General features: G+C 52.8%; 12 protein-coding genes. 1 reads left to right on the top strand and 11 read right to left on the bottom strand.

The window, feature by feature from the left end; translation table 11 throughout:
- Positions 1-168: 168 nt before the first annotated feature.
- The gene (gene fhuE / locus HVY19_RS08425; RefSeq protein WP_181683873.1) at positions 169-2355 is read left to right on the top strand and encodes a ferric-rhodotorulic acid/ferric-coprogen receptor FhuE; all 2187 of its coding nucleotides are present in this window, start codon (positions 169-171) and stop codon (positions 2353-2355) included.
- A gap of 81 nt (positions 2356-2436) precedes the next feature.
- Here fhuE and ptsG read toward each other — a convergent pair whose 3' ends face one another.
- The 11 genes from ptsG to fabH all read right to left on the bottom strand — a co-directional run bounded on the left by ptsG (position 2437) and on the right by fabH (position 12970).
- On the bottom strand, positions 2437-3870 hold the full coding sequence (ptsG, locus tag HVY19_RS08420) for a PTS glucose transporter subunit IIBC (RefSeq protein ID WP_181683872.1): 1434 nt from the start codon (positions 3868-3870) through the stop codon (positions 2437-2439).
- Positions 3871-4162: 292 nt separating this feature from the next.
- Positions 4163-4960: a metal-dependent hydrolase gene (locus HVY19_RS08415; RefSeq protein WP_181683871.1), complete on the bottom strand. Its 798-nt coding sequence runs from the start codon at positions 4958-4960 to the stop codon at positions 4163-4165.
- 10 nt (positions 4961-4970) lie between these two features.
- Positions 4971-5975: a DNA polymerase III subunit delta' gene (holB, locus tag HVY19_RS08410; RefSeq protein ID WP_181683870.1), complete on the bottom strand. Its 1005-nt coding sequence runs from the start codon at positions 5973-5975 to the stop codon at positions 4971-4973.
- On the bottom strand, positions 5972-6613 hold the full coding sequence (gene tmk, locus HVY19_RS08405) for a dTMP kinase (protein WP_181683869.1): 642 nt from the start codon (positions 6611-6613) through the stop codon (positions 5972-5974). Before tmk ends, holB begins: the two co-directional genes overlap by 4 nt.
- On the bottom strand, positions 6603-7625 hold the full coding sequence (yceG, locus tag HVY19_RS08400; protein WP_181683868.1) for a cell division protein YceG: 1023 nt from the start codon (positions 7623-7625) through the stop codon (positions 6603-6605). The genes tmk and yceG overlap by 11 nt, the downstream gene beginning before the upstream one ends.
- A 2-nt stretch (positions 7626-7627) precedes the next feature.
- On the bottom strand, positions 7628-8437 hold the full coding sequence (gene pabC / locus HVY19_RS08395) for an aminodeoxychorismate lyase (protein WP_181683867.1): 810 nt from the start codon (positions 8435-8437) through the stop codon (positions 7628-7630).
- A 118-nt stretch (positions 8438-8555) separates the two neighbouring features.
- A complete protein-coding gene (gene fabF, locus HVY19_RS08390; protein ID WP_181683866.1) occupies positions 8556-9797 on the bottom strand; it encodes a beta-ketoacyl-ACP synthase II in 1242 nt (413 codons plus the stop codon).
- A gap of 90 nt (positions 9798-9887) precedes the next feature.
- A complete protein-coding gene (gene acpP / locus HVY19_RS08385; protein WP_000103754.1) occupies positions 9888-10124 on the bottom strand; it encodes an acyl carrier protein in 237 nt (78 codons plus the stop codon).
- Positions 10125-10324: 200 nt separating this feature from the next.
- Positions 10325-11059 carry a 3-oxoacyl-ACP reductase FabG gene (fabG, locus tag HVY19_RS08380; protein WP_181683865.1) on the bottom strand — a complete coding sequence of 245 codons (735 nt, stop codon included), beginning with the start codon at positions 11057-11059 and terminating at the stop codon, positions 10325-10327.
- 12 nt (positions 11060-11071) lie between these two features.
- Positions 11072-12001, bottom strand: coding sequence for an ACP S-malonyltransferase (gene fabD / locus HVY19_RS08375; RefSeq protein WP_181683864.1), 930 nt, complete (start codon positions 11999-12001; stop codon positions 11072-11074).
- A gap of 15 nt (positions 12002-12016) precedes the next feature.
- Positions 12017-12970, bottom strand: a complete 954-nt coding sequence (fabH, locus tag HVY19_RS08370; protein WP_181683863.1) for a beta-ketoacyl-ACP synthase III — start codon at positions 12968-12970, stop codon at positions 12017-12019.
- Positions 12971-13021 lie beyond the last annotated feature (51 nt).

Here is a 13021-nt window from a genome sequence, read left to right as displayed (position 1 = left end):
GAAACCGGTTTTCATAAACCCATTTACGTCTGTTTACATGTTGAATATGAATGCGTATATTTCGCATTTGCATTTATATGCGCGTTTGTTGGCCAGAAAATAAAAAGGTTCATCGCTATTTCATTACCGGCGTGAACGCATAATTCTTCAACTATTAAGGGCTTTCTCATGTCTTTCAACACACACAACAGGGACGAACAGCGTTATCCTGCCCCCATTCCGTCATTGCTGGCCGTAAGTATCGCAATGGCATTGCTGCCTTCCTTAACATTTGCTGCAGTACCTACTGAAGAAACTGTCATTGTTGAGGGGTCTGTACAAGCCGACTCAGCGGAAAGTGACAAGCAGGATTACAGCATCAAAACCACCACTGCCGGGACTAAAATGGCGATGGCCCAGCGCGATATTCCACAATCCGTGAGTATCATCAGCGAGCAGCGCATGAACGACCAGACCCTGCAAACGCTGGGTGACGTGATGGACAACACGTTGGGGATCAGCAAAAGCCAGGCTGACTCTGACCGTACCAGCTATTACTCTCGCGGTTTTCAGATTGATAACTATATGGTCGACGGCATTCCGACCTATTTTGAATCACGCTGGAATCTGGGTGATGCCCTTTCAGACACTGCCCTGTTTGAACGCGTGGAAGTGGTTCGGGGCGCAAACGGTCTGATGACCGGTACTGGCAACCCGTCGGCATCCATAAATATGATCCGCAAACACGCCACTGCACGCGAATTCACCGGCGATGTGTCAGCAGAGTATGGCAGCTGGAATAAACAGCGTTACGTAATGGATATGCAAAGCCCGCTCACCGCAGACGGCAACGTCCGCGCACGCATTGTAGCGGGTTATCAAAATAACGATTCATGGCTGGATCGCTACAATAGTGAAAAAACATTCTTTTCTGGCATTGTAGACGCCGATCTCGGCGAAACTACCCGTCTTTCTGCCGGTTACGAGTATCAGCAGATTGATATCAATAGCCCTACGTGGGGTGGTCTGCCGCGCTGGAACACTGACGGTAGCAAAAACAGCTACGACCGTGCCAGCAGCGCTGCGCCGGACTGGGCGTACAACGATAAAGAGATCAACAAAGTCTTTGTCACACTTAACCAGCGTTTTGCCGATACCTGGCAGGTAACACTGAACGCAACCCACTCAGAGGTCGAGTTTGACAGCAAGATGATGTATATCGATGCGCTGGTTAATAAGGACACGGGTGCGCTGGTCAGTCCCTATGGCGAAAGTTATCCGCCTGTCGGGGGTACAGGCTGGAACAGCGGCAAGCGTAAGATTGATGCCGTGGATCTCTTTGCCGACGGCGGCTATGACCTGTTTGGTCGCCAACATAACCTGATGTTCGGCGGCAGTTACAGTAAGCAAAACAACCGCTACTTCAGCTCATGGGCGAACGTGCAACCGGATGAAACGGCCCGTTTCGACTACTTTGGCGGCAACTTCCCGGAAACTGACTGGGCACCACAATCGCTGGCTCAGGACGATACCACACACATGAAATCGCTGTATGCCGCAACCCGTATCTCGTTGGCCGATCCCTTGCACCTGATTTTGGGTGCCCGTTATACGAACTGGCGTGTAGATACATTGACTTACAGTATGGAGAAGAATCACACCACGCCGTATGCCGGACTGGTTTACGACATTGATGAAAACTGGTCGACTTACGCCAGTTATACCTCCATCTTCCAGCCGCAGAACAACCGCGATAGCGCCGGGAAGTATCTCTCGCCCGTCACAGGTAATAATTATGAATTGGGGTTGAAGTCAGACTGGATGAACAGCCGACTGACGACCACCCTTTCTGTGTTCCGCATCGAACAGGATAACGTTGCTCAGTCTACGGGTGTCCCTATCGCGGGCAGTAACGGTGACATAGCCTATAAAGCCGTGGATGGTACCGTCAGCAAAGGGGTGGAATTTGAACTCAACGGCGCGATTACGGACAACTGGCAAATGACCTTTGGCGCGACGCGCTATCTGGCAGAGGACAACGAAGGGAATGCGGTGAATCCTTATCTCCCGCGCACCACAGTCAAACTGTTCACCCGCTACCGCTTGCCAGCATTGCCAGACCTGACCGTCGGTGGTGGCGTTAACTGGCAGAATCGCGTTTACAGCGATACCGTTACGCCGTATGGCACCTTCCGCGCCGAACAGGGCAGCTATGCGCTGGTTGATTTGTTCACACGCTATCAAGTGACTAAAAACTTCGCCGTCCAGGGCAACATTAATAATCTGTTCGACAAGACCTACGATACCAATGTCGAAGGCTCAATCGTTTATGGCGAGCCGCGGAACGTGAGCATCACAGCAAGTTATCAGTTCTGATGACGGTGTCCGGCATCGGGCATCCCAATCAATAAAAAAGGCAGCCATTCGGCTGCCTTAATTCTCCCCAACATCTACTGCTTAGTTGCTGCGGATGTACTCATCCATCTCGGTTTTCAGGTTATCGGATTTAGTACCGAAAATTGCCTGAACACCAGAGCCTGCAACAACTACGCCTGCCGCACCCAGTTTCTTCAGGCCAGCCTGATCCACTTTCGCAACGTCAGCAACGCTGACACGCAGACGAGTAATACATGCGTCGAGGTTAGTGATGTTTTCTTTACCACCGAATGCCGCAACCAGGGCCGGAGCCATTTCGCTGGTTTCGCCAGCTTTTGCGTCATCCGTTGCATCTTCACGACCCGGAGTCTTCAGATCCAGCGCTTTAATCAGCACGCGGAAGATGGTGTAGTAAACGATCGCGTAACCCGCACCGACAATTGGGAACAGCCACAATTTGCTGCTGTTACCAGACAGAACGATAAAGTCGATCAGACCGTGGGAGAATGACGTACCGTCACGCATACCCAGCAGGATACAGATCGGGAATGCCAGACCTGCCAGAATTGCGTGAATAATGTACAGGATCGGCGCAACAAACATGAAGGAGAACTCGATCGGCTCGGTGATACCGGTCAGGAACGAGGTCAACGCTGCGGAGATCATGATACCGCCCACTTTTGCACGGTTCTCTGGTTTAGCAGAGTGCCAAATTGCAATTGCAGCAGCCGGCAGACCGTACATTTTGAACAGGAAGCCGCCAGACAGCATACCCGCAGTCGGGTCGCCCGCCATATAACGCGGAATGTCACCGTGGAACACCTGACCTGCTGCGTTGGTGTATTCACCAATCTGCATCTGGAAAGGAACGTTCCAGATGTGGTGCAGACCAAACGGCACCAGGCAGCGTTCAATGAAGCCGTAGATACCGAACGCTACAACCGGGTTCTGATAAGCAGCCCACTGAGAGAAGGTCTGGATAGCAGTACCAATAGGTGGCCATACGAAGGACAGAACCACACCGGTAAAGATAGCCGCCAGGCCAGAGATAATCGGAACAAAACGCTTGCCCGCAAAGAAGCCCAGATACTCAGGCAGCTTGATACGATAGAAGCGGTTGAACATGTACGCGGCAATCGCACCCGAGATGATACCGCCGAGAACCCCGGTATCCGCCAGGTGTTTCGCAGCAATCTCTTCAGCCGGTAAGTGCAGAACCAACGGAGCAACCACAGCCATGGTTTTAACCATGATACCGTAAGCCACTACGGCGGCCAGCGCCGATACGCCGTCGTTATTGGTGAAGCCCAGAGCAACACCGATCGCGAAGATCAGAGGCATGTTGGCAAAAACAGAACCGCCTGCTTCTGCCATGACATGAGAAACTACGGCTGGCAGCCAGCTGAAGTTAGCAGAACCGACGCCAAGCAGGATACCTGCGATAGGCAGTACGGATACTGGCAGCATCAGCGATTTACCGACCTTTTGCAGGTTAGCAAATGCATTCTTAAACATAATTGAGAGTGCTCCTGAGTATTTGTGCTTTTTACGCTTACACGCATGGGCTCGGGGGGAGGACCGCGCCGTGAACAGGGTATCTAAGTACCCTTTATTTATTACACAGAGTAAAATAATTCAGAAAACTTTTATTTGACGGCTATCACGTTTCAACTTTTGGTCATTCAACAAGTTGTACAATTTGACAGAAATCGTTGCCGAATATGTCAAATTGGTCATTCACCGCCCACTTTGTGGCGGTGAACTTTACTCGTTTTGATTATTAATTACGAGCTTTAAAAAAACTCGATTACCAGGCTGATTGCAGGCGGGAAGCGTCGATATGGAACAGGCTGGCGAAGTTATCGGTGGTGATCTGCGCCAGTTCTTCAACGGCAACACCTTTCAATACAGCCATATATTCCGCAACGTCACGGACCATCGCAGGCTGGTTCTCTTTGCCACGGTGCGGTACCGGTGCAAGATAAGGAGAATCTGTCTCAACCAGCAGACGGTCCAAAGGAACATAACGTGCGGCATCGCGCAGTTGTTCTGCATTACGGAAGGTCACAATTCCGGAAAAGGAGATATAAAACCCTAAATCCAGCAGCTTTCCTGCCGTTTCTCTGTCCTCTGTAAAACAGTGTAGTACGCCGCCACAATCCGTCACGTTTTCCTGGCGAAGAATTGCCAGGGTGTCTGCGCGGGCATCACGGGTATGCACGATAACCGGCTTATTGAGCTCGCGGCCTATCTGTATGTGGTGAATAAACGATTCCTGTTGACGCGTTTTCGTTTCCGGCGTGTAAAAATAGTCCAGCCCCGTTTCTCCCATAGCCACCACGCCTTCGTCAGCGGCCAGACGACGCAGCTCTTCCACATCATAAGGCTCATCCTGATTTAACGGGTGGACGCCGCAGGAAAAAACCACGTTATCGCGCTGGCCCACCAGGGTGCGCATTTCGCGATAGCCTGGTAGCGTGGTCGCTACCGCCAGGCAAAATTTCACGTCCCGTGCGGCGGCTTTTGCCAGCACATCATCCACGTCCTTATGCAGAGATTGATAATCCAGGCCATCAAGATGGCAGTGCGAGTCGACTAAAAACATAATGTCTCTCTTAAAGATGGGGAACAGGCAATACGGTGCCTGGTTGCAGGTAATGCTCAATTTGAAGAAGCAGATCGGTTAAAACCAGCTCGCGATTGAGGCCGGTCACATTCAGTATTTGTTCACGGCACTGGCAGATATCACGCAATATCGCCTGGATACAGGCCGATGAAAGCTGATTCGCGATCGTTGCAACAATCGGTCCGGCATCGACATTCGTCTGGTGCGTTGCGCCGTGCTGATGCTTAAGCGCATCCACCATCAGTGTTGCCAACCAGTGCAGCCGAACGGGTGCCTGGTCGTGATTGAGCACGGTTAATAAAGCATACCAGTCCCGTGAAGAAAGGCTGGTCGACAGCGCCTGGCATAAGGCCTCTCGCTGCGCCCAGCTCTCTGACGCAAGTAGCGACTGCGCCGCCCCTGGCGAACCGGCACTCAGGCGCAGCGCGCAGAGCATAGCCTCTTGTGACGCCGTCACTTCTCGCGTAAGCCAGGCCAACGCGTACTGTTCTGACGGTGGAGCAAGATGATGCAAACGGCATCGACTGCGCAACGTCGCCAGCAGACGCGCAGGTTCCTGGCTGGCAAGGAAGAACCAGGTTTCGGCAGGCGGCTCTTCCAGCGTTTTGAGCAGAGCATTGGCTGCAGCCTCCGTCAGCAGAGCCGCATTCGGGATCCAGACGACCTTCGCCCCGCCGAGACGCGCGCGCTCATAAAGTTTCTCACTCACCTCGCGCACCGCATCAATGCCTAACATACTTTTCCCTTTCTCCGGGAAGAGTGAGTAGTAGTCCGGATGGGTTCCCGCCTGCATCAACTGGCAGCCACGGCAGTGTCCGCAGCTTTTAGAACCGTCTGGTTGCTGGCACAGCAAATAGCGGCAGAGCGCATAAATTAGCGCGTCATCGCCCATCTCCGGCAGTGCCTGAATCAGTAGCGCATGGTGACCCCTTCCCTCCTGATAGCTCGCTACCAGTTTTTCGAAGTCCGGTCGTAACCATGGGTACCATTTCATGCGTCCTGCTCCCTGACCCACGCAGTAATCGTTGCGCGGATATCGTTCATAACGGCGTCCAGTGGCTGAGTCGCATCAATAGTGCGGATGCTGGGGTCCTGTGCCGCCAGTTCAAGATAGCGGGCGCGAGTGCGATTAAAGAAATCAAAGGATTCCTGTTCGATACGATCCAGTTCCCCGCGCGCGCGCGCGCGCTTAAGCCCGACTTCCGGCGTGACATCAAGGTAAAGGGTCAGATTCGGGCGGAAATCGCCAAGAACGGCGTCACGCAGCGTCGCCAGCATATGTTGATCGACACCACGTCCTCCGCCCTGATACGCCTGGGTCGAAAGATCGTGTCTGTCACCAATTACCCAACTGCCCTTTGCCAGCGCGGGTTTGATTACCGTTTCGACCAACTGGACACGCGCGGCGTAGAACATCAGCACTTCCGCTTTTACCGAAATGACTTCATCACCAACCGATTGGATATCCAACACCAGGCTACGCAGTTTTTCTGCAAGCTGTGTGCCTCCCGGTTCGCGGGTAAACACCATGTCGCGAATGCCGAGGCTCTCAAGCGTCTCAACCACGACATTGCGCGCGGTTGTTTTTCCGGCGCCTTCCAGCCCCTCGATGACAATATAGTTACTGCGCATTTTTTTCCTTAAGCACTTTCAGATAATCCTGCACGGATCGGTTATGGCCGACAAGATTTGTATTAAACGTATGACCGCCTTTACCGTCGGCCACAAAATAGAGGTACGGCGTTTTAGCCGGATGCGCTGCCGCTTTCAGCGAAGCCTCGCCCGGCATGGCAATCGGTCCCGGTGGCAGCCCCGATATGGTGTAGGTGTTATAGGGCGTTGGCGTTTCCAGATCCACACGAGAGATCTTGCCATTATAGCGCTCCCCCATGCCGTAAATCACCGTAGGATCGGTTTGCAGGCGCATGCCCACGCGCAGGCGGTTGATAAACACCGACGCGACACGATCGCGTTCGCTCGCCACCGCCGTCTCTTTTTCAATAATAGAGGCCATCGTCACCAATTGATTCTGATCTTTATAAGGAAGTCCTTCGGCACGCCCTTTCCAGATCTCCTCAACCGCTTTGACCATCTTTTGGTTGGCGCGTTTAAGCAAAGCGACGTCAGTGGTATTGGCGGTATACATCCAGGTATCAGGCCAGAACCAACCTTCAAGTGACGCAGACTCACTCAGGTCGAGCGCTTTGGCAACGCTTTCGTAACTATCATCGCTAAGCGTATGTTTGATATACGGTGCATCGCGCAACTGCTTGAGATAATCGCTCAGGCGCATTCCTTCCACCAGACGCAGCGGGAACTGCGCTTCCTTACCGCTCTCCAGCAGTTGCAGCATTTCCCGCACGGTCATGCCCGGCGTTAAGCGATAGGTACCCGCCTTAAAGTGGGAAAGCTCTGGTTCAATGCGCAACAGCCACTGGAAAACCCGTGGCCGATTAATGACCTTATCATTATGCAATTGCGTGCCTAATGCCAGACGGCCGGTGCCCGGTTTGAGCGTAAAAATCGCCTCTTCTTTGATCAAAATTTTACTGTCCGCCAGATGTCGGACTTTCCACACGCCCACGCCAGCAGCGATGCCCAGCACAACGAACAATAAAAAGACAACGCGTAACAATTTTTTCATGACTAATTCGATTGCTCACACAATGGGGCCAAAAATTCAAACAATGCGCGAGAAGACAAAGAGTGAGCTTCGTAAGCTCGCACAGGCACAATCGGCATCAGCGCATTACAGACCACTATTTCGTCCGCGTGATGCAATTCTTCTTCACCGGCATGCGTTTCGACAACCCGAAAAGACGATTGTGCCAACTGGCGTAAACAGAATTGTCGCATTATGCCATTCACTCCGGCCTGACCGAGATGTGGGGTATAAACCACATTATCTTTTCGCCAGAACAAATTAGCCGCACAGCATTCCGTAACCCAGCCCTCGCTGTCAAGAACCAGCGCCTCGTCTGCGTCCGTCTGTTCAAGGTGAGCGCGAATCAAAACCTGCTCAAGACGATTAAGATGCTTTATTCCAGCAAGATGCGGGTTGCGTCCCAGACGAACCGGGCTTAATGCCAGAGTGATACCCTGCTCGCGCCAGCGGCCATAGTGTTCCGGTAAGGGAGAAACGGAGAGAATTCGGGTGGATGCATGGCAATTCGCGGCGCTATATCCGCGCCCACCGCTGCCACGAGTGAGAATCACTTTCAGCACACCTCGCGGATGCTCCTGAGCCAGCCGGTTCATTTCCTGCTCAAGTTCATCCCATAAATCAAAGGGGATCAGCAACCGGTCACAGGCATCTTTTAAACGGTGAAGATGTGCCGCCAGGAGACAGACCCTGCCGTCAGCAATACGGGCCGTGGTAAAGCAGCCATCACCGAACTGTATTGCCCGGTCGCTCGCGTCGAGATACGCCTGTTCACAGCCATTAATCAAAAACATAGTGGCTCCTTATTCACCGTTTAATAGTGTCGCAGGATGAATAGTGCAGGACAAGGGAAGAAAACGGAATAAAAAAGGCCCGGCAAGCGGGCCTTTTAACAACCAGGCGGAACGTCAGTTAGATCTTTTTAAAGATCAGTGAACCGTTCGTGCCACCGAAGCCGAAGGAGTTGCACAGGGCATACTCCACCCCACTCACCTGGCGCGCTTCGTGCGGAACGAAGTCCAGGTCACAACCTTCATCCGGGTTATCCAGGTTGATGGTTGGCGGAATAGCCTGATCGCGCAGCGCGAGAATAGAGAAGATTGACTCTACCGCGCCAGCAGCGCCTAACAAGTGACCAGTCATGGATTTGGTTGAGCTCACCATCACGCGGCTTGCCGCATCACCAAAGACGGATTTCACCGCCTGGGTTTCCGCTTTATCACCGGCCGGCGTTGAGGTGCCGTGGGCATTGACATAGCCAATCTGAGCAGGTTCAAGCGCCGCATCACGCAGTGCGTTGACCATCGCCAGCGCAGCGCCTGCGCCGTTTTCCGGCGGTGACGTCATGTGATAAGCGTCACTACTCATTCCGAAGCCAACGACTTCAGCATAGATTTTTGCGCCACGTGCTTTTGCATGTTCGTACTCTTCAAGTACGACCATCCCGGCACCATCGCCGAGCACAAAGCCATCACGCTCTTTATCCCACGGACGGCTGGCCGCTTGTGGGTTATCGTTGCGTGTAGACAGCGCACGTGCTGCACCAAAACCACCCACGCCCAGCGGCGTACTGGCTTTTTCAGCACCACCTGCCACCATTGCGTCTGCATCGCCATAGGCGATGATACGTGCTGCATGGCCGATGTTATGTACGCCTGAGGTACAGGCAGTCGCGATCGAGATGCTTGGCCCACGCAGGCCGTACATGATGGTCAGGTGACCTGCCACCATGTTAACAATCGTCGACGGAACGAAGAACGGGCTGATTTTACGCGGTCCACCGTTCACTAAAGACGTGTGGTTTTCCTCGATCAGTCCAAGACCACCAATACCGGAGCCAATCGCGGCACCAATACGGGATGCGTTCTCTTCCGTAATTTCAAGACCAGAATCCTGCATGGCCTGAACGCCAGCGACAATTCCATATTGAATGAAGGCATCCATCTTGCGCTGTTCTTTACGCGAGATGATGTCATCACAGTTAAAATCCTTTACTAAGCCAGCAAATTTCGTTGCATAGGCGCTAGTATCGAAATGGTCGATCAGGCTGATGCCACTCTGACCGGCAAGGAGAGCTTTCCAGGTAGACTCTACGGTATTGCCGACAGGAGACAACATGCCCAGTCCGGTCACAACTACACGACGCTTAGACACGGTTGTCCTCCAGGGAGGGAAAAATAAACGATTCTAGTGGGACAAAAAGATAAAACTCAGGCGGTCGAATGACCGCCTGGAGATGTTCACTTACGCCTGGTGGCCGTTGATATAATCAATGGCAGCCTGAACGGTGGTGATTTTCTCAGCTTCTTCGTCCGGAATCTCAGTATCAAACTCTTCTTCCAGAGCCATTACCAGCTCAACGGTGTCAAGAGAATCTGCGCCCAGGTCTTCAACAAAAGAGGCATTGTTGGTAACTTCTTCCTGCTTAACGCCCAGCTGCTCGCCGATAATTTTCTTAACGCGTTCTTCGATAGTGCTCATACTCTTAAATTTCCTATCAAAACTCGCTTTCGCGATGGTTTTCGTAGTGTATAAAATGTTGAAAAATTTGCAACTAAATCCCGGCAGGTCTTACCACGATTTTACGTTATTTTGAGGCCATTCGCCCAGATAACGCAAATTTTTTTCTACACAACATCATTCTGGCCGCCAAAGCTGCCGGAATGAATTGCGTAACGTGGTTAAACCATATACATCCCGCCATTGACGTGCAAAGTCTCACCTGTGATGTAACTTGCTTCGTCAGAAGCTAAAAATGCAACCGCACTGGCGATTTCGTTCGGAGAGCCTAAGCGCCCCGCAGGTACTGCCGCCAGCGTACCCGCACGCTGCTCATCCGTCAGCGCACGCGTCATGTCCGTTTCAATAAAACCCGGAGCAACAACGTTTACAGTAATACCGCGGGACGCAACTTCACGTGCCAGCGATTTACTGAAGCCGATCAGACCTGCTTTCGCCGCAGCGTAGTTAGTCTGACCCGCATTTCCCATGGTACCAACCACAGAACCGACAGTGATAATACGTCCATGACGCTTTTTCATCATAGCGCGCATTACCGCTTTTGACAGGCGGTAAACGGATGAAAGATTGGTTTCGAGAATATCGTTCCACTCATCATCTTTCATTCGCATTAACAGATTATCACGAGTGATACCGGCATTATTGACCAGGATATCGACTTCGCCAAATTCTGCGCGAATTTTTTCCAGGACGGATTCAATAGATGCAGGATCAGTCACATTCAACATCAGACCTTTCCCGTTCGCACCTAAGTAATCGCTAATGGCCTGAGCGCCATTTTCGCTGGTAGCTGTACCGATAACGGTCGCGCCACGGGCAACGAGCGTTTCAGCAATGGCACGGCCAATACCGCGACTTGCACCGGTAACCAGCGCAACTTTTCCTTCAAAACTCATGGTGTTCCTCTTTTATTGCTCAAGCGCCGCAGACATCGCCGCCGGCTCGTTCAGAGCCGAGGCAGTCAGGGTATCCACAATGCGTTTCGTCAGGCCAGTGAGGACTTTACCTGGGCCCACTTCATAAAGATGTTCGACACCTTGTGCCGCCATAAATTCGACGCTCTTCGTCCACTGTACCGGACTGTACAGTTGGCGTACCAGTGCGTCGCGGATCGCCGCTGCGTCAGTTTCACACTTCACATCAACGTTGTTGATAACCGGTACAGACGGGGCGTTAAAAGTAATTTTTGCTAATTCAACGGCCAGTTTTTCCGCTGCGGGTTTCATCAACGCACAGTGGGACGGGACGCTGACAGGCAGCGGCAGCGCACGTTTTGCGCCAGCAGCTTTGCACGCGGCACCAGCACGTTCAACGGCCTCTTTGTGTCCGGCAATAACCACCTGCCCCGGCGAGTTAAAGTTCACCGGAGAAACCACCTGACCTTCCGCCGCTTCTTCACAGGCTTTTGCAATGGAAGCGTCATCCAGACCGATGATAGCCGACATTCCGCCGGTGCCTTCCGGAACGGCTTCCTGCATGAATTTACCACGCATTTCGACCAGACGTACTGCATCAGCAAAATTCATGACGCCGGCACAGACCAGCGCAGAGTATTCACCCAGGCTATGGCCTGCCATAAGTGCAGGCGCTTTGCCGCCCTGCTGTTGCCACACGCGGAACAGGGCCACAGACGCGGCTAACAGTACCGGCTGGGTCTGCCAGGTTTTATTCAGTTCTTCAGCCGGCCCCTGCTGCGTCAGCGCCCACAGGTCATAACCCAGCGCCGCAGAAGCTTCAGCAAAGGTTTCTTCAACAACAGGATAATTCGCGGCCATATCCGCCAGCATCCCGACGGTCTGAGAACCCTGTCCAGGGAATACAAATGCAAATTGCGTCATGTTTAAATCCTTATACTAGAAACGAACCAGCGCGGAGCCCCAGGTGAAACCACCGCCAAAGGCTTCAAGCAGCACAAGCTGCCCGGCTTTAATTCGGCCGTCACGCACGGCTTCATCCAGTGCGCACGGTACAGAAGCTGCCGACGTATTGCCGTGTCTGTCCAGGGTGACAACGACGTTGTCCATCGACATCCCCAGCTTTTTAGCCGTTGCGCTGATAATGCGCAGGTTAGCCTGGTGAGGCACCAGCCAGTCAAGCGCTGAGCGGTCCAGATTATTGGCTTCCAGCGTCTCATCAACAATGTGCGCGAGTTCCGTCACTGCCACTTTGAACACTTCGTTGCCAGCCATCGTCAGGTGAATGGAGTTTTCCGGATTCACGCGATCGGCATTCGGCAGCGTCAGCAATTCACCATAGCTACCGTCAGCGTGTAAATGCGTAGAGATAATGCCCGGCTCTTCGGATGCGCTCAGTACAGCGGCCCCGGCACCGTCGCCAAAAATAATAATCGTCCCGCGATCGGTCGGATCGCAGGTGCGCGCCAGCACGTCAGAACCAATCACCAGCGCATGTTTAACAGCGCCGGATTTAACGTACATATCCGCCACGCTTAACGCGTAGGTAAAGCCAGCGCAGGCCGCGGCGACGTCAAACGCCGGGCAACCTTTAACGCCCAGCATGCTCTGGATCTGGCACGCTGCGCTAGGGAAAGCATGTGTTGCTGAGGTGGTTGCTACCACAATCAAGCCAATCTGATCGCTGGAAATACCCGCCATTTCGAGCGCGCGTTGTGCAGCGATGAAGCCCATCGTCGAAACGGTTTCATTTGGCGCTGCAATATGGCGTTCACGGATACCTGTACGGGTGACAATCCACTCGTCAGACGTATCGACCATTTTTTCCAGATCGGCGTTAGTCCGCACCTGTTCAGGCAGATAGCTGCCAGTACCAATAATCTTCGTATACATGTACGCTCAGTCACTTTTCGGTTATATACCGCGAATCACAAACTACACAGA

The organism is Citrobacter sp. RHB25-C09, assembly GCF_013836145.1.
Taxonomy (GTDB): domain Bacteria; phylum Pseudomonadota; class Gammaproteobacteria; order Enterobacterales; family Enterobacteriaceae; genus Citrobacter_A.
This window is presented reverse-complemented; position numbering and strand designations above follow the sequence as displayed.

What these genes read in the sequence shown, in the direction of transcription:
- fhuE (WP_181683873.1), top strand. Translation starts at nt 169, where the DNA reads ATGTCTTTCAACACACACAACAGGGACGAACAGCGTTATCCTGCCCCC.
- ptsG (WP_181683872.1), bottom strand. Translation starts at nt 3,870, where the DNA reads ATGTTTAAGAATGCATTTGCTAACCTGCAAAAGGTCGGTAAATCGCTG.
- HVY19_RS08415 (WP_181683871.1), bottom strand. Translation starts at nt 4,960, where the DNA reads ATGTTTTTAGTCGACTCGCACTGCCATCTTGATGGCCTGGATTATCAA.
- holB (WP_181683870.1), bottom strand. Translation starts at nt 5,975, where the DNA reads ATGAAATGGTACCCATGGTTACGACCGGACTTCGAAAAACTGGTAGCG.
- tmk (WP_181683869.1), bottom strand. Translation starts at nt 6,613, where the DNA reads ATGCGCAGTAACTATATTGTCATCGAGGGGCTGGAAGGCGCCGGAAAA.
- yceG (WP_181683868.1), bottom strand. Translation starts at nt 7,625, where the DNA reads ATGAAAAAATTGTTACGCGTTGTCTTTTTATTGTTCGTTGTGCTGGGC.
- pabC (WP_181683867.1), bottom strand. Translation starts at nt 8,437, where the DNA reads ATGTTTTTGATTAATGGCTGTGAACAGGCGTATCTCGACGCGAGCGAC.
- acpP (WP_000103754.1), bottom strand. Translation starts at nt 10,124, where the DNA reads ATGAGCACTATCGAAGAACGCGTTAAGAAAATTATCGGCGAGCAGCTG.
- fabG (WP_181683865.1), bottom strand. Translation starts at nt 11,059, where the DNA reads ATGAGTTTTGAAGGAAAAGTTGCGCTGGTTACCGGTGCAAGTCGCGGT.
- fabD (WP_181683864.1), bottom strand. Translation starts at nt 12,001, where the DNA reads ATGACGCAATTTGCATTTGTATTCCCTGGACAGGGTTCTCAGACCGTC.
- fabH (WP_181683863.1), bottom strand. Translation starts at nt 12,970, where the DNA reads ATGTATACGAAGATTATTGGTACTGGCAGCTATCTGCCTGAACAGGTG.